We start from the raw sequence: 19979 nt of genomic DNA, 5'->3' as shown, positions 1-19979 counted from the left end.
ATTTGTCTCGAAAGGACATGACGTGAAGATGTACCGGCTCCCCTCAGCAAGGATGCGCGGACTGATAGCCATCACTGTGGGTATCGTCCTGGCATCCACCAATGTGGCCGTCGCCGAAGCGCCCTCACCCGTGCCCAGCGAACGCCCAACTGTCGGCATTCTCGCGCTCGAGGCAGCGCATTCCTTTATTCCACGGACCATCATTCACCCGCCGGTCGCTGAAGAGCCACCCGTCCCGTCGGTAGTTGATATCTCGCAGCGCCCGTGTCCCTTCGGGTCGCCCGAGAGCCTGGGGCTGACACCGAACGCGGCGCGCGCATACCTGGCGATCTGTGCGCTGTTCCCCGACGTCACTGCGTTCGGCGGTCTCCGGCACGGCGACTGGGGTGATCACGGCACCGGTCATGCGATCGATGCGATGATCACGAGCAACGTCGGTGACGCGATCGCGGAGTTCGCGCTCTCGCAGGCAGCCCATTTCGGTGTGAAGTACGTGATCTGGCGGCAGCGGATCCGGTATCCAGGTGGCGGATGGCAGCCCATGGAAGACCGTGGTTCAGTAACGGAGAACCATTTCGATCACGTACACATCAGTTTCCACTGAACTCGATCACCGCTTCACAACCTGGGTGCCGCCAGCGAAGCGATCGTGGAAACCCTGCTTCGATGAACTCGTACTGATCGTGAAGCCGATTGCAATGACGGCGATCAGCCACAGCAGCCAGCCCACGAACGAGATCAGATTCAGCAGCATGTAGGCGTTGCGCAACGCGGAGTCTTTCAGGCTGGGTTTCGGTTGCCCTCCTGATCCGTTGACGTGCAACCCGAAAACCTTCTTGCCGGGCGTGGAGCCGGTAGTGACCTCGAATACGAGGAAATACAGGTAGCCGAAGCCTGCACCCGGCAGGACGGCCGCCCACGCGGGGACCTCCCCACCCTGCCGGAGCAGCCAGAAAACGATCGCGCCGAGAATCCCGGCAATAATCCAGTCGATGAAGCGGGCAGCGCCGCGGGAGAAAACGCCTGCTGGGCGGGCGTTGAAACCTGCGGCGCCGAACTGTGGGTCTGTACTGGGGTTATATCCACCTGAGCTCATTGTCACTCACCTCGCCTCGGTTTTTCTATTCAGGTTACGCCAATTCGCGCAGCGTGCGATCCTTGCTGACACTTACCAGAATGAACAAACGAATGCCAGGATTTTAATTGCGTTCTCGCCATTTTTTAGCCCGAAAAAGGGCCGCGCTGGGGTGACAGGCGCTGAGTTTACGTGCAGGTTTATGCCAGCCCGCCCCGCCGCACGCGCCGCCACTCCGACACGGTGAAATCACGAATTCGCTGGCCCTGGGAACGTGCGCATTGAACGTGCTGAATATCTATTGGACGGCTGCCGACGCGCTGCAGGCGCAGCACGTCACCGCTGGGCGCAAAGTCGGGAAGCCACGCGGCGAAGCAGAAGCCCAGTCGCTCCGTATCCTCTGCCAGCGTAATCGCGGCGGGGTCGCTCAGTGGGACGTCAAGGTAGATCACCGCGAGGTCGAACGCACCGAGACCATCAACTTCTTCGGCCACTCTCGTGGCGGCGTCCGCCCCGAAGCGTTCAATCCGAATGTGCGCCACCCCAGTGGCTGGCGCCGTCATCACCCTAAGTTTCGTATGACCCACGGGGCTGCGCGCGCTTTCCGCGGAAATGCGCTCGAGACCCGCTGACGCCGCCAAATCCGCGATCAGTGCGTCAAGGTGGCGGGGCAGATGCACCACCTGGGCGCGCCGCATCAGCGGTGTGTACATGGCGAGAAGTGTGCGCCGGCCGTCGTTGGGGTTGTCGAGCTCTGCCATCGCTACCGTCGCCGGTGACGCGCCGAGAAGCAGGCCGACCTCGAGACCGCCGAGCTGAATGACTTCTCGCTGGCTTCCAGTGTGGTTCGTGACGGCCTGAGCCCACGTGCCGGGCAGTCCTTCGTCAGAGGCAATCTGACGCCGCAGCGTGGCCATTCGTTCCGCCAGGTGGCGGCCGCGGTAGCGGGGATCGACGACAAGTTTTCCCGCTTCCGGAACGGGATCTCCTTCGCGCTGCACGAAATACGCCGCGTGACCGACGACGCCCCGTTCCTGGCTCACGGCCACCACCGAATGCATGTGGCCATGTTTCAGAAGGTGGGCGATGTGCCGTGGTTCGTAGAGCGCGGGGTCTTTATACGTGTAGCCGTAGCAACGATAGATGCATTGCACGAGCCCTTCCGCGTCGTCCGGAGTCATGCGGCGAATCTCCACTGCGGCGGCCTCGTCCGCAGTGACACGTTCCGCGTTTTCCGCGAGGATGGTGCCCGCCAGACCGGCTTTACCCGCAGTCAAACTGATCGCGCAGGACGCGACGTTTCCCTCCTGCCCGTGGCTGGCAATGTGGAGTTCGTCCACGAATCCGAGCGCCGCGAGCCGCCGGGACGGCGCGGTGCGGGCCTGGCTTCCCGTCATGGGCAAGCCCTGGTCGATGACGGTTACAGTGAGGACCGCCGGGCGCGATTGCACAGCGACCTGGATATCGGGCACGGTGCCTTCATGTTCGCGCGAGAGGGCCTCGCGGACGAGTTCCTCCACGACAACGCGAAACCGTGTCGCATAGTCTTCTCGTAAACCTGCAGTTGTCGCGATGGCGCGAACGGCTGCTCCCACTGCCGTGAGAGACCCTTCGGACCCGTCGATATGGATCCTCATCAGCGCTCATGCTCCGGTCGTTGCCATAGCTTGTGAACGTACCCGGCACGTTCCTGGAGCGCGGGACTTTGCGAAAACATGCGAGACGCCAGGGGTTCAGCTCTCAGCGGGTCGGGCTGAACCCCGTGGATGCGTCACTTCCTTGAGCGCTGCATGCGCAGATACGGCATCATCGCGGCGAAGCCGAGGAGTACTACCACCGCCCCGGCGATGACGTTCGTCCATATGGTTGCCATTGCCAGCACTGTGCCGCTTACCAGCCACACAGCGACGATCGTCCAGACACCCAGGAGCGGGCAGAGGAACGTCAAGCGGTGGGTGCGGTCGAAGGCAGCTGCATAGCCGACACCTAGCGCGGCTATCACCAGTCCGACAACCAGGTTGTTCATCGCTAGAGCAACTGAAACGTCGTGGAACCCGACGATCCAGGGGGACAGGGCGACGAACAGCCCGGCGAGAACCAGTAGTGAGTCAGTGAACTGGGCGGATCGTGACTCCGAAATCTCTTCGTAGCGCGCGCTCATGGCCGCGAGATCAGGATGGGATTCGATATGGGGCGCGCTGTGCGTTGTCATCGCACACCTCCGATGTGATGAACCGTTGGTTGAGCACCATCGACCGTCCGTAATTCGGACAAAACGACCATGGTGCTGATCACAGGATACGTCAGCGAATTCCGCTCTGCACCGGCGTTCCGGCGCGGGCAATGTGCAGCTGCTGTGGTTGCTCGCGAGGGATTGTGCGGTGCATCATCCGCGCGTCTAATGGAGTAGTCAGGCTGTTTCGCGCACGGGCGGGCATGGCCTCGCTGTGCGGCTTCTATTAAGCGTCCTCGAGGAGGAGCGATGAAACGCAGGGCGACGGTTCTGGGGGCATCTGTTCTGATGGCTGCAGGTATCTCGCTGGCGGCGGCGCCGAGCGCATCGGCGCACCCGGGGATCGGGTTCCATGTGTACCCGAACCAGGCGGAGTGCCTTATGGGAATGCATCAGCACTTGATGGCCGGGCAGTGGCGGCTGTCCTGTTTGGGTGTGTTCAACACGCCCTGGATACTCATTCACTACTGAGTGTTCACGCGCAGTGCTTGTGCACCCCGAGCCCCTGCTGGCCAGGGAGAATCGTGGGTGCGAGTGTGCGGTCGGCGTCATAGTCGCCGCTGCGCAGTGCGCGGTACGGGATGGGCTGTTCGTCGGTCATCGTGGACAGGCGTGCCAGGAGGCAGCGTTCATCCTGGCCTGCGCCGGCCCAGCTGGGGGTGTCGACGGCTGGTATGAGGTGCGGCCGCAGCGGTGCGATGCCGGTGTACCAGAATGTGCCGTGGAGAATTGGCCAGAGCAGCGACTCAATATCACCGTTGATGCCGCGCGCTCCGAACGATGTGGCCCGGTCGCCTGCTGTCACGACAATTAGCGCTCGCTTTCCTTGTAGTCCGCCTTCCCCGTACTTGAGTGTTCGGCCGGATGCGGGATCTTTGACGCCGAAGGCGAATCCTTTGACGAAGACGCGATCAAACCAGCCCTTCATGATCGCCGGCATCCCGTACCACCAAAGCGGAAATTGCAGCACCACCGTGTCCGCCCACGCGATTTTGCCCTGCTCCAGGGCGATGTCGCCGGCGATGCTTCCGGAGCGGAACGCCCGGTGGGACTGCTCACTCACTGTCGCATTGTCGCGCCTGTGCTCGCCGAAGTCGTTTTGTGAGAACACCGGGTTCCAGTCCATTGCGTAAAGATCCGATGTGACGACGTCGTGTCCCGACTGCCGAAGGTGAGCTGTCCCAGCCAGGTGGAGCCGCGCATTGAGTGATTCTGCGCTGGGGTGCGCATATATCCAGTGAACTCGCATGAAGAAGTCCTTCCCTGAGGGATGCTTTCAGGTTCATGCTGGTACGTATATTCGAAGCAAGCAAGTACGGTCATTAATGTGCAGTACTAACACTTATGTAACCAAGGAGGGAATGCCGGTGCGAGATCCTGTACTCCGCGCCATGGACGTGTGTCCGGTAGAAGTGGCGATTGCGGTGCTGGGTGGCTCGTGGAAGATGACAATCGTCAAGCACCTCACGGGGGCGACCCTGCGATTCGGTGAACTGGCCCGGGCGGTCGGTGCGGTAAGCGCGCGCATGCTCACGCGCCAGCTTCGCGAACTGGAAACGGATGGCATCGTCCACCGGGAAGTGTATGCCGAGGTGCCGCCACGCGTTGAGTACTCGCTGACCGAACTCGGTGCCACCCTAGCCCCGCTGGTTGCGATGCTTGACGACTGGGGCGCGCGCTATCAATCGCAGGCGGGATAGGTTCGTGCGGTGGTCTTCGATTATTGCGTAATCGGTGCCGGGATTATCGGACTAGCTACCGCGGAGCGGCTGCAGCGCGACCGGCCCGGCGCAAGCGTGCTCGTTCTGGAGAAGGCGCCCGCACTCGGTGCGCACCAAACTGGCCATAACAGCGGCGTCATCCATTCCGGGATCTACTACCCGCCGGGCAGCCTCAAAGCGGACCTCTGCCGCCGCGGCGCTGAAGTAACGAAGGCGTTCGCGAAACAGCATGGCATCCCGTTCGACGTCCGTGGCAAACTTCTCGTCGCCACGAACTCGCGCGAACATGCACGAATGCTTGCGCTGCATGACCGTTCACGCATCAATAACCTCGAAGTGGAGCGCATCGACGGAGCGGAACTCGCCCGGCGAGAGCCGAACGTCACGGGTGTAGGGGCGCTCTTCGTCCCCAGTACGGGAATCATCGACTTCCGCCGCGTGGCAGACACATTGGCCCACCTCGTCGCCGAACGCGGTGGTGAAATACGTGTCGGTGTTGAAGTAATAGATATCGCCGAGGACACCGACGCGGTCACTGTCAGAACGCGTGCGGACACCTATCGGGCCCGTCACGTCGTCGTGTGCGGAGGATTGCAGGCGGACCGGCTCGCACGACTGGCCGGCCTGCGGATTGACTTGCGCATCATCCCGTTTCGCGGTGAATACTATCGGCTGCCGCCGCACCGCTCCGGCCTGGTGCACCACCTCATCTATCCCATACCGGATCCAGACCTGCCGTTTCTTGGGGTTCATCTGAACGCGACGATTGATGGAGAAATCACGGTCGGACCGAACGCTGTGCTCGGTTTGGCGCGGGAGGGGTATCGCAAGGGCGCGGTCAGCTTCGCGGATGTGCGGGACTATCTGTCCTTCCCTGGCTTCTACCGGGTAGCGAAGGCGAACATGCGCGTAGGGTTCCGTGAAGCCCGAAACTCACTGTTTAAGCGGGGTTATCTCGCGGAGTGCAGAAAGTACTGTCCCGCACTCACGCTCAGCGACCTTCAGCCGCGCGAAGCTGGTATCAGGGCGCAGGCGGTGCTTCGGGATGGAACATTGGTTCACGACTTTCTCATCGAGCGGACCGACCGTACTGTGCACGTTCTGAACGCGCCTTCACCAGCGGCGACATCTGCCATGCCGATCGCTGAGCACATCGTGCAACTGTTGCCGTAGTCCCTGCAGCAGATTTAGTAATAGGCTGTCGCTATGACGCAGCACAGTGCCCTTTTTAAAGCGGTCATGCGTATCGGCACCAAAGTCGAAACGTGGCGATTTCGCCGCTCTGGAGGGACGGCCACCATGGGGGGCCACGAGCAGTTGCTCTTGACGACAGTCGGCCGAAAGTCGGGGAAAGAACACACGACGCCGCTTTTCTTCACGCGTGACGGTGACCGTCTCATCGTGATCGCATCGTTCGGCGGCAGCGATACCCACCCAGCCTGGTATCTCAATCTGCGTGATCGTGGCGAGGGCTGGGTTGAGTTGGGGACCGACAAGTTTCGGGTGACTCCGACGGTTCTCGAAGGTACGGAGCGAGAGGAGCATTGGCGCGCGATGGCGCAGTTCTGGCCGGACTACGACAAGTACACGACGAAGACGACGCGTCGCATACCTGTCGTCGCGCTGACGCGCGGCTGACGTCCGATTCGTTCAAGACACGGTGAGCGATGGTTTCTACTGTGGGTAGTATGAAGCCTCGTTTGAACGTTATCGCCTTGGTGGTCGCGGATATGCGCCGCTCACTCGAGTTCTACCGCAAGCTGGGTCTAGCGATCCCTGACGACGCGGATTCGCAGCCGCACGTCGAGGCGGAACTCGGCGGCGGCATTCGCTTGGCGTGGGACGACCTGGCCACGGTGCGGTCATTTGAGCCCGATTGGCAGCCTCCGCAGTCTGGTCAGATCAGCCTCGCTTTTCAATGCGAGCGCCCGGCGGATGTTGATGCCGTCTACCGCGACCTCGTGGAAGCGGGATACGACGGCCACCTCGCGCCCTGGGACGCTTTCTGGGGTCAGCGCTATGCTGTCGTCCACGACCCGGACGGCAACGGTGTTGACCTGTACGCGCTGCTCCCGGCTACGCAAGCAGCGACGTGACGGTGCGACCGGTCAGCGATCTCGCGTCCCGCGCCAGATGTGCTTGGTCCGCGTAGCCGGACTGGGCTGCTGCGTCACCGAGTGAATGCGCGGAACGGGAGAGACTGAGCGCCTGATTGAACCGCAGTATTTTCCCGAGGGTTTTCGGTCCGTATCCGAACGTGTCGCGGCAGCGGCGGTGCAGCTGGCGGGTACTGAGTCCCAGCGCGGCGGCGAGTCCAGACACCTTCGTGCCCTGTTGAAGCATAGTGAAAACGACTTCACCGAACGTGTCGGGCGGCTCAGTCAGACGCTGCCGCGCGATGTGCTCAAGCGCTGTGCCAGCATCGTTGGACGCGGCGACGATGGTGTGGAATCGCCGCGCTTCGCTGGCAGAAAGCAGCTCTGCGAACGGCACGCGCTGGTCCCTTATCTCGTGTGCGGGCACCCCGATTATGTGCTGACCGATGCCGCACCGCAGCCGCAGCCCCGTCCACGAATCCGCACTCCACGTGGTGGTGTGGGCGCGCGTATCGGGCCCCGCAACGAGCAGGTTTCCGGCGTGCCAGAGGAGGTCGATACACCCGTCAGGAATGACGAGCTGAGCCGACTCGCTAGGGTCGGTTGCCGTCCACACCACAGCATGGTGGATGGGAGAGCTGCGCTCGGCGTACACCAGACCAGGATGTCACGTTGGGTGGCGTTTCGTGTTTGGGGTGACTTGTGAAGTCACCATTGCGGCGAGCGCGATGACGAAGCCAACCGTCTGCCACGCAGTCAGGGTTTGGCCCAGGATGACGAGACCCGCGAGGGTCGCGGTCATGGGGTTCGCGAGGCCGAGGAAAACGACCGACGTCGACGGGAGCCGCTCGATGCCGCGGAACCAGCACACGTAGGCGAGAGCACCTCCGATGATCGTGAGGTACGCGTACCCGAGGATGTTGGTACCGGTCAGTGATGGCGGGATGCCCTCGCCGATCAGCGCGACAGGGATTAGCATCAGCCCGCCCATCGTCATCTGCCACCCCGCGATCGACAGCATCGAGGTGCCCTGCGGCCGTCCCCATTTCTTCGCGAGAACGATCGCGGTGCCCATCATGGTGATGCCGGTCAGCTGGGCGATTACCCCGGTTGTGTCGAGTGCTCCAGCTGCGGTCAGGACAAGGAGGCCGACGCCGAGGACGCCGGCCAGCGCCGCGCCGAGTGACCAGAGCGTGGGGCGGGTCCGGAATACAAGGTAGGCCACGGCGAGCACAATCAGCGGCTGCACAGCCGCGATTGTTGCCGCGACACCGCCGGGCAGCCGGTATGCGGCGAGGAAGAGGAGGGGGAAGAACGCGCCGAAGTTGAGGGTGCCGAGCACTGCTGCCTTCCACCACCAGTCGCCGCGGGGGAGTTGACGCGTGATTGCGAGCAGCAGGAGCCCGGCTGGGAGCGCGCGGAGGAGGGACGCGAGCAGCGGACGGTCCGGCGGCAGCAGTTCGGTGGTGACGACGTAAGTCGTACCCCACGTGATGGGCGCGATGAGCGTGAGCGCGATGTCGGACAGGCGTGCGCGGTGGTAGCCCTTATGAGCTCCGTGTCCGGAGGTGGCTGCGGTATCAGCCGTGTACGCCATGTCCGCCGAGCTTTCTGTGCATTCATCGTTGGTCGTGTGGCACGGTACTGCGGTGCCGCTGTCAACTCTCCGCGTCCAATCTCTTAATGTCAAATAGATCAATATTGAGATAAATTGGATCCGTGAGTGAAACGGACGCTATTGACGAACTCGTTGCACAGTGGTGCCGACGGCTCGACCGTGACGGACGTCCGGTGGACTTCTTCGGCGATCTCGCTATCGTCGGGACGGGTGCGCGACTGACTCGCGCCGCTCAGCACTTCGGTAAACACGTGCGTGATCTGCACGCTGAACATGACCTCGAGTGGTGGGAGTTCGATGTACTCGCGACCCTGTACCGAGCAGGTGATCCGCATGGCCTTTCGGGGAAGGCGCTCATACGGGCGATGCTGTTGACATCCGGCGCCATCACCAACCGCGTCGACAGGCTCGTGCAGCGCGGTTTAGTTGCGCGCGATACCGATCCGTCCGATCGGCGCTCGATGCTGGTGCGGCTGACAGAAGCGGGCCGCAAAAAGGTCGAAGACGTGACGCCGCCACACATCGCGAACGAAGCGAGTGTCCTCAACGCTCTCACTATCGAAGAACGTGCCCAACTTGATGCGATCCTGCGCAAGTTTCTTGTCAGCCTCGGCGACACCACCCTCACGCCGTAAACGCGAAACCCGTCCCTGGCTAGCCGGGAAAGCCAGGGACGGGAAGCGTGCGCTGCGGAAAGGAGCCGCTGTCAGAGTGCCATGCTCGACGCCTGCGCAGCGAGTTCGGTGATGCGCGCCCAATCACCGCTCGTGACCGCTGCCTTGGGCGCCAGCCAGGTGCCGCCCACGCAGCCCACGTTCGGCAGCGTGAGGTAGTCACGCGCGGTGAGTGGCGTGATGCCACCGGTTGGGCAGAAGCGCACCTGCGGCAGCGGCCCGGCCACCGAACTCAGGTAGGCGTGCCCGCCTGCGGCCTTCGCGGGGAAGAACTTCATTTCGGTGACACCGCGGTCGAGTAGCGTCATCATTTCCGACAGAGTCGAGACACCAGGCAAGTACGGCACACCGCTATCATCCATCGCGGCCAGCAGCCGTGACGTCGACCCGGGACTCACCAGAAATTGTGATCCTGCCGTGACGGCATTGCGTACGTCAGCGGGGTTGAGGACCGTGCCAGCGCCGACCACCATGTCCGGAACTTCGGCGGCGATCCGTTCGATTCCGGGCAGCGCAGCCTCCGAACGGAGCGTCACCTCGATAATGCGGATGCCCCCATCGAGCAGCGCACGGGAAAGCGGCACCGCCTCGTCCGGGCTGTTGAGCACAACAACGGGGATCACCGGAGACACGTCGAGAAGGCTGGTTACAGCAGCGGCGGTGTCCTTGGATGCAGTTGAGGCGGTCATACCAGTGCTCCTTTTGGGCTGGTTTCGGTGATGGGGGTGAGTTCCTGAGCCAGCCACGTTGCTGCTCCGAGTAGTGCTGGGGCGTCCGCGATGATCAGTTCGGTCGAGATCGCCGACACATATCCCGTCATCGGTGCCTTGTTGTCAAAGCGCGCCCGGAAGTCGCTGGCGAGCAGGACCTCGCGCATGCGGGGCAGAATACCGCCGCCGATAAGCACACCACCACGGGCGCCCATCGTGAGTGCTGTGTTGCCTGCGAACGAGCCGAGCATCCCGCAGAATACCTGGAGAGCCTCAGTACAGATAGTGTCCGCGCCAGATTGGCCGCGCGCGCACACCTCGGCGGGTGAGATGATCACTGACTCTTCGCCGCGAATCGCGGCGATGCAGTGGTACAGCCTGGTGAGTCCGACACCGCAGAGGACGGTTTCCGCGCTGACATGACCAAATCGGCGCCGCAGCAACGTCGCGATTTGGGCTTCGAGCTCCGTCTCGGCGGGCAGCGTAACGTGCCCGCCCTCCGTAGCCACAGGGATCCATTTGTCCCGGACGGGGATCAGGGAAGCGACACCCATGCCTGTGCCTGGACCGATCACTGCGACCGGAAGATCGGTATTGCGCACACCGCCGCCGAGTGGGACGACCGCATGATGGTCGAGATGCGGGACGGCGAGCGCGAGAGCGCTGAAGTCGTTGATGAGCCCGAGAAAGTCAAAGCCGAGTGTGTGTTTTGTTGCCGTGACCGAGAAGTCCCAGGCCGCGTTCGTAAGCCGGAACCTGTCGCCGCTGACCGGGCCGGCAACTGCGATGCCACCGACGCGCGGACGGCCAACGCCGGACACGGATGCGAGATACGCCTCGACCGCGGCAGCAAGGTCCGGGTACTTCGCGCCAGCGAGGCTGGCTATCTGTTGCGGCCTGCCCCCTGGCTCGGTGATGAGGCCGAAGCGGGCGTTAGTCCCGCCGATGTCAGCCACAAGCCACGGGGCGGCGATTGAAGGTGTCGGGGTCATGCCTGAGCTCCAGAGAGTGTCGCACCGAAAACGGAAGCACCGCGATCAGCGGTTCCAACAGCGCCGCGCAGCGCGGCGAATAGTTCACGCCCAGTTCCGAAGGTCGTGCCGCCAGCGGGTGCAGCGGGAACCCGGTTTTCGAGGTCGTTAGCAAATACCGTCAGCGTCCCGGCTTCCGCGTCGAGTTCGACAACGTCGCCGTCAGCAACTCGCGCGATTGGGCCGCCGGTGGTCGCCTCCGGGGTGACATGAATTGCGGCCGGGATCTTGCCCGACGCTCCGGACATGCGCCCGTCGGTAACGAGCGCAACCTTAAAGCCCCGATCTTGCAGCACCCCCAAAGGCGGCGTCAGCTTGTGCAGCTCAGGCATCCCATTCGCTTGGGGGCCCTGGAAGCGGATCACGGCGACGAAGTCTCGCTCGAGTTCGCCGCGCTTGAAGGCGGCGAGGAAGTCGTCCTGATCATCGAAGACCACGGCCGGTGCCTTGACGACGCGGTGCTCCGCCTTGACGGCTGACACCTTGATGACGCCCTTGCCGAGGTTGCCTTGCAGCATGCGCAGGCCGCCGTCCGTGGAGAACGGGTCGGCCACGCTGCGGAGGACCTGCTTATCGAGGCTGTCGCGAGGACCCGCGCGCCAGGACAGTTGGCCGCCCTCGAGCACGGGCTCGCGGCGATAGCGAGCGTCGAGGCCGCCGCCTGCAACTGTTGTGACGTCCGGGTGCAGCAACCCGGCGTCGAGCAGTTCGCCGATAAGATATGCCATGCCGCCAGCGGCATGGAAGTGATTAACGTCCGCACTGCCATTCGGGTAGATCCGCGAGAGGAGCGGCACAACCTCGGAGAGTTCGCTGAAGTCGTCCCACCGGAGGTCGACGCCCGCGGCGGCCGCCATCGCGACGAGATGCATCGTGTGATTGGTCGACCCGCCTGTAGCGAGCAGCGCGACCACCCCGTTGACGATGGCTTTCTCATCCACGACCTCGCCGATCGGGGTGAACTCTGGCCCGCCGGCCGTCAACTCCACCACCCGCTGTGCGGCTGCCGTGGTCAGTGCGTCGCGAAGTTCCGTCCCCGGGTTCACGAAGCTTGCGCCAGGCAGGTGCAGGCCCATGACCTCCATCAACAGCTGGTTGGAGTTTGCCGTGCCGTAGAACGTGCAGGTTCCTTCGCTGTGGTACGACTTCGCTTCCGCATCCAGGAGCGCTTCCCGGTCGACCTTGCCTTCCGCGTAGAGCTGACGCACGCGGGCTTTTTCCGTGTTCGGCAGGCCTGACGTCATCGGGCCCGCGGGTACGAAAATCGTCGGTAGATGGCCGAAGGAGAGGGCACCGATGAGCAGGCCGGGCACGATCTTGTCGCAGACGCCGAGCATCAGGGCGCCGTCGAACATGTCGTGCGAGAGCGCGATGGCGGTGGACATCGCGATGACATCCCGGCTGAATAGCGAGAGCTCCATACCGGGGCGCCCTTGCGTGACGCCGTCACACATGGCGGGGACGCCGCCGGCGAACTGAGCGATGCCGCCGTGGTCAATCACGGCTTCTTTGATGCGCCGCGGATAACCCTCGAAAGGTTTGTGTGCCGACAGCATGTCGTTGTACGCCGACACGATGGCGATATTCGGCTTGACGTTGCGCCGGAGCAGATCCTTGCTGCGGGGCGCTTCCGCGGCGAAACCGTGCGCGAGGTTGGTGCACCCAAGCTTGCCGCGCGCGGGCCCTTGTGAGGCTGCGGCGCGTATGCGCTCGAGGTAAGCGGAGCGGCTGTCGCGGCTCCGGTTGATGATCTTTTCGGTGACTGCGGTGACCGTCGGATGAATGCTGGGGTGAACAGGCACTATCATTCCTCGTCGTTCCAGGTGCGGCCGTCACGCTCGATCAGGGCTGTCGCAGCTGCGGGGCCATGGCTGCCTGAGGCGTAACGTTTCGGAGCAGTTTGGGAGTCTTCCCACGCGGTCAGAATGGGTTCGGCCCATTCCCATGCGGCCTCGACTTCGTCGCGGCGCATGAAGAGCAGGGGATTACCGCGCACGACGTCCATCAGGAGTCGTTCGTAGGCGTCGGGGAGACGCTCGTCGAAGGTCTCAGCGAAGCTCAGATTCAGTGGGACCTCGCGCATCCGCAATCCACCTGGACCGGGCGCCTTTGTGACGAGGTGCAAGCACACCGCTTCGTCTGGCTGGAGCCGGATTACCAAACGGTTAGGCGGGATAACACCGTCCTCGATGCCGGGGAAAATCGAGTGCGGAATCTCTTTGAACTGCACAACGATCTCGCTCGCGCGCCGGTCGAGGCGCTTCCCAGTCCGCAAGTAGAAGGGGACGCCCGCCCAGCGCCAGTTGGCCACTTCTGCCTTGAGGGCAACGTAGGTCTCAGTGGTGCTGGAGTCGCCGTCGAGCTCTTCGGCGTAACCGGGGACGCTCTTACCGTCGACCGCGCCGGCGCTGTATTGTCCGCGCACGGTATTTCGGATTACGTCGTGGCCGGTCAGCGGCTTGAGGGCTTGCAACACCTTCAGCTTCTCGTCACGGACGGAGTCGCGGTCGTAGTGGTTGGGTGCTTCCATCGCAACGAGACAGAGCAACTGCAACATGTGGTTCTGCACCATGTCCCGCAATGCGCCTGAGCCGTCGTAGTAACCGATGCGATTACCGACCCCGACGGTTTCGGAGACAGTGATCTGGACATGGTCGACGGAAGCCGACCGCCACAGTGGCTCAAGGAGGGTGTTGGCAAAGCGCAGCACCAGCAGGTTCTGCACCGTCTCTTTACCCAGATAGTGGTCGATCCGGAAAATCTGCTCCTCGGAGAAGACAGCGCCGACCTCGTCGTTGATCTGTCGCGCCGACGCGAGATCCGTTCCGATGGGCTTTTCGAGAACGACGCGCGACTGCGGGGTGACGAGTCCGTTGCGCTGCAGGCGCTCACAGATGGCACCAAACAGTTTGGGTGCGCTCGCGAGGTAGTAGACGCGAACCCGGTCGGGATCAGTGCTGAGTAGGCCTGCGAACTCTTCCCACGGCTCGGTAGATGTGACGTCGAGCGTCACATGGTGCAGACGGGTGAGGAATTCTTCAATCGTCTGCTTATCGAATGTGTCAGCCGGCAGGAAATGCGGGAGTTCGGCGGCTACTTTGTCGCGGTAGCCCGCGGCATCGAGCCCGGCACGTGACACTGCGATGATCCGCGATTCGCTGCTGAGCTGGCCATCGCGGTCGCGCAGGTAGAGCGACGGGATCAGCTTGCGCATTGCCAGGTCACCGGTGCCGCCGAATACGACGATGTCGCACGTAGCGACCTGTTGAGTGGTGAGCATTTTCGGGCTCCTCAGTTGCCACTGATTGTGAGGGGGCGCACATCACGTTACAGGACTTAGGTATGATGTGGCTAGACCTTATGTATTTTTCGTACATTACTTGTGGATCCGAGGGTACTACGCCTCGCGCCAAAGGTCAGCTAGCGAGCCCATGGCGCGCGTGAGAGCGCCGTGGTCGGGTAGAACAGAGAGAACGCGAAAGGAGTCGGGGGTGAAAGAACCGCTCACCGTGGTGCCGGGTGCAACCGCGGGCGAGATCCTGGCGCTGCTACGCAGGCGCGGACCGCTGACTCGCAGCGAAATCGGACGTTTGACAGGTCATTCGCGAACGGCTGTCACCGCACGCGTGGACCAATTGCTCGCGCGTGACTTAGTGGTTGAACGCGCGGCGGCCGAATCCACCGGAGGCCGCCCGCCCGTACGTCTCGAACTCAACGCGCACGGCGGCGTGGTGCTCGCGGGCGCTCTGGGCGCCAGCCGCACAATCATGGCGGTGTGTGATCTCGCGGGCGAGCCTCTCGCAGAAACCGAGCTCAGTGTCGACCTCTCCGACGGGCCAGCGGTCGTTCTCGGTGCGGCCGCCGCCGAGTTTGCCCAACTGCTCGATGACAGCGGCTTCGGAAAAGAGGCGGTCCGCGGCATCGGGCTCAGCGTGCCCGGTGCGGTCGATGTCGTCACTGGACGAAGTGTGAGCCCTCCCGTTCAGCAAGGGTGGGGCGACGTGCCGTTCCTTGACTACTTCACTGCCCGCTTCCCGGTGCCAATCACGGTGGACAACGACGTCAACGCGCTGGCCCTCGAGCAGCGCCGGCGGCACCCAGACGTCGATGATCTCGTTGTCATCAAAGCGTCGACCGGTATCGGCGCGGGAATAATCTGCCGGGGCACGCTTATACGTGGCACCGTCGGGGCTGCAGGCGAAATCGGCCATATCAAAGTCAGTGACGGTGGCGGTGCGCTCTGCCGGTGCGGGGGCATCGACTGTCTCGAAGCGGTCGCTGCGGGCTGGGCGCTCACACCGAAACTCGCTGCGGCGGGTTTGCCCGTCAAACGGACGCTCGATATCGCTGACCTGGCCCGCGATGGGGACCCGGCAGCGGTGCGCGCCGTCCGCGACGCCGGCCGGTGCATCGGCGAGGTCGCTGCCGCGCTCATCAATGTGCTGAACCCAGAACTGCTTTTCGTCGACGGTGACCTCGCATACGCCGCGGAACCACTCATCGCCGGGATGCGCGAAGTGATCTACCAGCGCGCGACGGCTATGGCCACGCGGAAGCTGCGAATCGAGGCGAGTGACCTGCACGGACAAGGGTCGGTAGCAGCGTGCGCGACAATGATTCTTGATGACATCCTTTCGCCGCGAGCGGTCGATTCACTGCTCGCTGCGGCGTAACCGATCGCGCGTTTCCGAGGGTGCGGCGATGGATTCGCCCGCACGTACCGGCATCGACACCAAGATGTCGCCGATGAAGTCCGGCTTATCCAGCAGCGCGTTCACGGCGATGGTACCCAGCTCGTAGTGGGGAAGGGCAACACTCGTGACGCGTGGGCGCAGCCACGAAGCCAGGTCAGAGCCGTCGAATGAGACGACCGAAACGTCGTGCGGAATATCCAGCCCCTTTTCACCGAGTGCCTGGTAGGCGCCCATCGCCAGCCGGTCAGTGAGGCAGATCAGCGCTTCTGGCTTCTGGCCTCGCTCCAAAAGCTCACGCACGGCTCGGTACCCGAATTCCGGTTCGTACTGGCACTCAATCGAAAACGAGAGTGCGGCGCCCGCCTCGCCCAGAACATCCTCGATGCCGCGCATGCGGGTGTTCCCGGCATGCAGACCGCCCGGCGTGTGCGGCAGATCGTGATGACCCCCGATGGCGCAGATCCCGTCGCGGTGCCCGGAGTCGAGCAGCGCGGTAGCTGCCGCCCTGCCGCCCTCGTATTCGTCGGGGAGTACGCACGCGGTCTGTGAACCCGGCGCGATGCAGTTGATGAGCACTGCGGGGACGCCAGCCAGCGCCTCAGGGGGTTGTCGCTCTTGCGTGTGCATAGCCGCGTAAATGACCCCGTCGACCTGCCTGTCCAGCATCTCTGAGATCAAGTCAGCTTCGACCGCGGAGTCGCCGCCGGTTTCAGCGACGAGCAGCAGATGCCCCCGCGCCAGTGCGGCGTCGAGGGCGCCGTGGATGACCTCGCCGGCGAACGGGGTCGTAGCGATGACGTCGGAAACGAGTCCGATGGTGTGCGTCTTGCTAGTACGCAGGCTGCGGGCAGTCAGGTTGGGGCGATAACCGAGTTCCGCAGCAGCCTCGAGTACCTTCTGCGTTGCGGCTTCCGAAATACGCATGTCCGCAGACCGGCCAGTCATCACGAACGAGGCCGCGGTTCGGGAAACACCGGCTTTTCGCGCGACGTCAGCAAGGGTAACTCTGGGCATAAGCGGCCCCTCCTCGCTGAGTTCGGCAAATGTGCGTGGGCAGGCTTGACACTGCTGTGATGGCCCTAACATACTCGATTGTAGCTAACTCGATTTAGCTATGCGAAACCGAACCGCCCACAATGCACTCGATCGGAGGACAGGTGTCCGACACCACGGCACAGCCCAAGTCCGCAACAAAGGACGCCCCCAGCAAACCAAATTGGTGGCGTCAAGCAGCCGTGTACCAGATTTATCCGCGAAGTTTCGCTGACCACAACGGTGACGGACTCGGTGACATCAAAGGCATCACGGCCCGCGTGCCGTACCTCAAGGAACTTGGCGTAGACGCGGTGTGGCTGAGCCCGTTCTACCCGTCCGAACTCGCAGACGGCGGCTACGACGTGGCTGATTACCGCGATGTTGATCCGCGCCTCGGGTCACTCGCTGATTTCGACGAGATGGTGTCTGCCCTCCATGCATCCGGTATCAAACTCATCGTCGATATCGTGCCGAACCATACCTCTGACCAGCATGAGTGGTTCCAAGAGGCGCTGCAGTCGCCACCCGGGTCGGCGGCACGCGACCGGTATGTCTTCCGTGACGGCATCGGCCCGGACGGTAGCCAGCCACCCACGGACTGGCAGTCGGTATTCGGGGGGCCGGCGTGGCACCAGGTTCCCGATGGGCAGTGGTACTTGCATCTTTTCGCGCCGGAGCAGCCTGACCTCAACTGGGACAACAAGGATGTCCACGAGGACTTCATCAAGACGCTGCGCTTCTGGTCGAACCGCGGCGTTGACGGTTTCCGCATCGATGTTGCCCACGCGCTGACAAAAGATTTGTCTGAGCCGCTCCCCACCTGGGAGGAATTGCGCCACCTGATGCACGAGAACCTGCCACTCGACGGCACGCACCCGTTCTGGGACCGCGATGAGGTTCACGAGATCTATGCAGAATGGCGCAAGGTGTTCAACGAGTACGACCCGCCGCGCACCGCCGTCGCTGAGGCGTGGGTGCCGCGCCCGCGGCGGCCCCGCTACGCAAGTGCGGAAGGTCTGGGCCAGGCATTCAACTTCGACCTCCTCGAAGCCGCCTGGGATGCCAGCGAGTTCCGTGAGGTGATCGACGACAATCTCACGTTGTCCTCGGAGTCTGGCGCGTCGTCGACGTGGGTGTTGTCCAACCACGATGTCGTTCGGCATGTAACGCGGTACGGTTTGCCGCAGGATCCCGACACGAAAAACGGCAAATCGTGGCTCATGACGGACGGCAAAGAGCCGAAGCTCGACCGCGAGCTGGGCGAGCGGCGTGCGCGCGCCGCTGTCCTGCTGCTGCTCGCTCTGCCTGGTTCCACGTACATGTATCAGGGAGAAGAACTTGGCTTGCACGAAGTCGGCGACCTTCCCGAAGAGGCCATGCAGGACCCGTCGTACTTCCGTAATAAAGGGGTCGAAAAAGGACGCGATGGTTGCCGGGTGCCGCTGCCGTGGACGCCGGACGGCGCATCCTTCGGCTTCGGTTCGAATGGCGCACACCTGCCGCAGCCGGGCTGGTTCGCGGATGTAGCGGTGGCGGTCCAGGAAAACGATCCAGCATCGACGCTGTGGCTGTACCGCCGGGCGCTTGAGGCGCGGCATAAGTTGCAGTCGGGCGAGGCGCTCGAGTGGGTCGACAACGGCAACGCTGAGGTGCTGCACTTCGCGCGCCCGGACGGCTGGCAATGCGTGACGAACTTCAGTGCGCAGCCGGTGCCGTTGCCCCCGGGTGAAGTCGTGCTGGCGAGTGTGCCCGTCGACGACGAGATCCCGGCGGACGCGACCGTCTGGCTCAAGGTCTGAAAGACCCCTTGAGACCGCGAGCGTTCGGGCCGATTCACCGCGGTGAAATTGGGCCAAACGCTCGCGGGGGCGGAGTAATCCGCCTTTCTGCGAAATAAAATGAACCATCGGGCACGACCCGTCCGTGTTGGTTCCTGAGTGGGACGCACCCACCGGCCACGCAGAGAGGCGGAACCATGACCATCGAGCAGACCCACGACACAAGTGCGATTTCGGAAACCTCTGAGGCGTTCGCCGAACGAGTTTTCCACGCCCTCCTCGGGGCGGCGACCACCCAAGCAATGCACCTGGGCGCGAAGCTCGGCTACTACACCATCCTGGCCACTGGAGCCGCCTGCACGGCCGCGGAACTCGCGCAGCGCTCAGGCACACATCCACGCTATGCCCGCGAATGGCTCGAGCAGCAGGCAGTGTGCGGCTACCTCCGCGTCGATAATGTGCGTGCAGAACCGGATGCGCGCCGATACACGTTGCCCGCTGCCCACGCTGATGTGCTCGCGAATGCCGACTCCCTCAATTACCTCACCCCAATCGCGCAAATATTCGCGGCGAGCGCACGGCACCTCGACGATCTCGCCGACGCCTACCGGCACGGCACGGGTGTGAGTTGGGACCGTCTCGGAAATGACGCCCGTGAAGGTCAAGCAGCGATCAACCGGCCGTTGTTCCTGGGGCCGCTGGGCAGCGAATACCTCCCGGCCCTGCCTGAAGTCGACGAGGCACTGCGCACAGGCGGCCGGGTGGCTGATATCGGCTGCGGTTACGGCTGGTCGTCAATCGGGATCGCCACCGCGTACCCAGCGGCAACGGTGGATGGCGTCGACGTTGATGAACCATCGGTTGCGGCGGCCCGGAATAACGCACAGTTGCACGGGGTGAGCGATCGTGTGAGCTTCACCGCGGCTATGCCCGCTGCCAGCGCAAGCTATGACCTGGTGTGCGCGTTCGAGTGTATACACGACATGTCCGATCCCATCAGCGTCCTCGCCGAGATGCGGAGGCTCGTCCGCCCGGACGGGACAGTCCTGATTATGGATGAGCGTGTCGCACCCGAGTTCACTGCGCCCGGAGACGACATCGAGCAGATCATGTACAGCTACAGTGTGCTCTGCTGCCTCGCTGACGGCATGTCACACCAGCCATCTGTGGGCACTGGGACGGTGATGCGGCCAGCGAAACTTGAAGAGTACGCGCGAGCTGCGGGGTTCGCCGGAATCGAGATCCTCGACATCGAGAACGACTTCTTCAGGTTCTACCGGCTAGTTCACGGCTAGCCGGCGAACAGGCCGGAGT

General features: G+C 63.2%; 21 protein-coding genes. 10 read left to right on the top strand and 11 right to left on the bottom strand.

Features of this window, described 5'->3' with window-relative positions; genetic code table 11:
- Positions 1-22: 22 nt before the first annotated feature.
- A complete protein-coding gene (locus tag ONR57_RS02730; protein ID WP_265121343.1) occupies positions 23-604 on the top strand; it encodes a hypothetical protein in 582 nt (193 codons plus the stop codon).
- Positions 605-610: 6 nt separating this feature from the next.
- Here the strand turns inward: ONR57_RS02730 and ONR57_RS02725 are convergent, their stop codons facing one another.
- The 3 genes from ONR57_RS02725 to ONR57_RS02715 form a co-directional block, all read right to left on the bottom strand.
- Entirely contained in the window at positions 611-1096 is a 486-nt protein-coding gene (locus ONR57_RS02725) for an RDD family protein (protein WP_265121341.1), read from the bottom strand.
- A gap of 179 nt (positions 1097-1275) precedes the next feature.
- On the bottom strand, positions 1276-2712 hold the full coding sequence (locus ONR57_RS02720; protein WP_265121339.1) for a GNAT family N-acetyltransferase: 1437 nt from the start codon (positions 2710-2712) through the stop codon (positions 1276-1278).
- 134 nt (positions 2713-2846) lie between these two features.
- Positions 2847-3287: an SPW repeat protein gene (locus tag ONR57_RS02715; RefSeq protein ID WP_265121337.1), complete on the bottom strand. Its 441-nt coding sequence runs from the start codon at positions 3285-3287 to the stop codon at positions 2847-2849.
- 270 nt (positions 3288-3557) lie between these two features.
- On the opposite strand from ONR57_RS02715, the gene ONR57_RS02710 reads away from it, so the two are divergent.
- Complete coding sequence (locus ONR57_RS02710) at positions 3558-3779, top strand: hypothetical protein (RefSeq protein ID WP_265121336.1); 222 nt, start codon at positions 3558-3560, stop codon at positions 3777-3779.
- 4 nt (positions 3780-3783) lie between these two features.
- Here the strand turns inward: ONR57_RS02710 and ONR57_RS02705 are convergent, their stop codons facing one another.
- Positions 3784-4557, bottom strand: a complete 774-nt coding sequence (locus tag ONR57_RS02705; RefSeq protein ID WP_265121335.1) for an NAD(P)H-dependent oxidoreductase — start codon at positions 4555-4557, stop codon at positions 3784-3786.
- A gap of 112 nt (positions 4558-4669) precedes the next feature.
- Here ONR57_RS02705 and ONR57_RS02700 point away from each other — a divergent pair, with 112 nt between their 5' ends.
- From ONR57_RS02700 to ONR57_RS02685, 4 genes are read left to right on the top strand one after another with little or no spacing between them, the layout of a single operon-like run.
- Positions 4670-5008, top strand: a complete 339-nt coding sequence (locus ONR57_RS02700; protein WP_265121333.1) for a helix-turn-helix domain-containing protein — start codon at positions 4670-4672, stop codon at positions 5006-5008.
- Positions 5009-5017: 9 nt separating this feature from the next.
- Positions 5018-6202: an L-2-hydroxyglutarate oxidase gene (lhgO, locus tag ONR57_RS02695; protein ID WP_265121331.1), complete on the top strand. Its 1185-nt coding sequence runs from the start codon at positions 5018-5020 to the stop codon at positions 6200-6202.
- 33 nt (positions 6203-6235) lie between these two features.
- Positions 6236-6667, top strand: a complete 432-nt coding sequence (locus tag ONR57_RS02690; protein ID WP_265121330.1) for a nitroreductase family deazaflavin-dependent oxidoreductase — start codon at positions 6236-6238, stop codon at positions 6665-6667.
- A 50-nt stretch (positions 6668-6717) separates the two neighbouring features.
- The gene (locus ONR57_RS02685) at positions 6718-7125 is read left to right on the top strand and encodes a VOC family protein (protein ID WP_265121329.1); all 408 of its coding nucleotides are present in this window, start codon (positions 6718-6720) and stop codon (positions 7123-7125) included.
- Here the strand turns inward: ONR57_RS02685 and ONR57_RS02680 are convergent.
- Together ONR57_RS02680 and ONR57_RS02675 are read right to left on the bottom strand one after the other, a co-directional pair.
- The gene (locus tag ONR57_RS02680) at positions 7106-7741 is read right to left on the bottom strand and encodes a helix-turn-helix domain-containing protein (RefSeq protein ID WP_265121328.1); all 636 of its coding nucleotides are present in this window, start codon (positions 7739-7741) and stop codon (positions 7106-7108) included. The genes ONR57_RS02685 and ONR57_RS02680 overlap by 20 nt on opposite strands.
- Positions 7742-7792: 51 nt before the next feature.
- The gene (locus tag ONR57_RS02675) at positions 7793-8722 is read right to left on the bottom strand and encodes an EamA family transporter (protein WP_265121327.1); all 930 of its coding nucleotides are present in this window, start codon (positions 8720-8722) and stop codon (positions 7793-7795) included.
- A gap of 122 nt (positions 8723-8844) precedes the next feature.
- Here ONR57_RS02675 and ONR57_RS02670 point away from each other — a divergent pair, with 122 nt between their 5' ends.
- The gene (locus tag ONR57_RS02670) at positions 8845-9378 is read left to right on the top strand and encodes a MarR family winged helix-turn-helix transcriptional regulator (protein ID WP_265121326.1); all 534 of its coding nucleotides are present in this window, start codon (positions 8845-8847) and stop codon (positions 9376-9378) included.
- A gap of 71 nt (positions 9379-9449) precedes the next feature.
- Here the strand turns inward: ONR57_RS02670 and eda are convergent, their stop codons facing one another.
- The 4 genes from eda to zwf are packed head-to-tail and all read right to left on the bottom strand — an operon-like array spanning position 9450 to position 14438.
- A complete protein-coding gene (gene eda / locus ONR57_RS02665; RefSeq protein ID WP_265121325.1) occupies positions 9450-10106 on the bottom strand; it encodes a bifunctional 4-hydroxy-2-oxoglutarate aldolase/2-dehydro-3-deoxy-phosphogluconate aldolase in 657 nt (218 codons plus the stop codon).
- On the bottom strand, positions 10103-11119 hold the full coding sequence (gene glk, locus ONR57_RS02660; RefSeq protein ID WP_265121324.1) for a glucokinase: 1017 nt from the start codon (positions 11117-11119) through the stop codon (positions 10103-10105). Before glk ends, eda begins: the two co-directional genes overlap by 4 nt.
- Complete coding sequence (gene edd, locus ONR57_RS02655; protein WP_265121323.1) at positions 11116-12960, bottom strand: phosphogluconate dehydratase; 1845 nt, start codon at positions 12958-12960, stop codon at positions 11116-11118. Before edd ends, glk begins: the two co-directional genes overlap by 4 nt.
- A gap of 2 nt (positions 12961-12962) precedes the next feature.
- On the bottom strand, positions 12963-14438 hold the full coding sequence (zwf, locus tag ONR57_RS02650; RefSeq protein WP_265121321.1) for a glucose-6-phosphate dehydrogenase: 1476 nt from the start codon (positions 14436-14438) through the stop codon (positions 12963-12965).
- A 211-nt stretch (positions 14439-14649) separates the two neighbouring features.
- Here zwf and ONR57_RS02645 point away from each other — a divergent pair, with 211 nt between their 5' ends.
- The gene (locus ONR57_RS02645) at positions 14650-15831 is read left to right on the top strand and encodes an ROK family transcriptional regulator (RefSeq protein ID WP_265121319.1); all 1182 of its coding nucleotides are present in this window, start codon (positions 14650-14652) and stop codon (positions 15829-15831) included.
- On the opposite strand, the gene ONR57_RS02640 is transcribed toward ONR57_RS02645, so the two are convergent.
- The gene (locus tag ONR57_RS02640) at positions 15811-16866 is read right to left on the bottom strand and encodes a LacI family DNA-binding transcriptional regulator (RefSeq protein ID WP_265121318.1); all 1056 of its coding nucleotides are present in this window, start codon (positions 16864-16866) and stop codon (positions 15811-15813) included. The genes ONR57_RS02645 and ONR57_RS02640 overlap by 21 nt on opposite strands.
- A 122-nt stretch (positions 16867-16988) precedes the next feature.
- Between ONR57_RS02640 and ONR57_RS02635 the strand changes: the two genes are divergently transcribed.
- Both ONR57_RS02635 and ONR57_RS02630 read left to right on the top strand, forming a co-directional pair.
- Positions 16989-18686 carry a glycoside hydrolase family 13 protein gene (locus ONR57_RS02635; RefSeq protein ID WP_374116374.1) on the top strand — a complete coding sequence of 566 codons (1698 nt, stop codon included), beginning with the start codon at positions 16989-16991 and terminating at the stop codon, positions 18684-18686.
- 176 nt (positions 18687-18862) lie between these two features.
- Positions 18863-19960, top strand: coding sequence for a bifunctional 2-polyprenyl-6-hydroxyphenol methylase/3-demethylubiquinol 3-O-methyltransferase UbiG (locus tag ONR57_RS02630; protein WP_265121315.1), 1098 nt, complete (start codon positions 18863-18865; stop codon positions 19958-19960).
- Positions 19961-19979: the final 19 nt, after the last annotated feature.

The sequence above is a fragment of the Hoyosella sp. YIM 151337 genome (genome assembly GCF_026041215.1).
Classification (GTDB): Bacteria; Actinomycetota; Actinomycetes; order Mycobacteriales; family Mycobacteriaceae; genus Hoyosella.
This window is presented reverse-complemented; position numbering and strand designations above follow the sequence as displayed.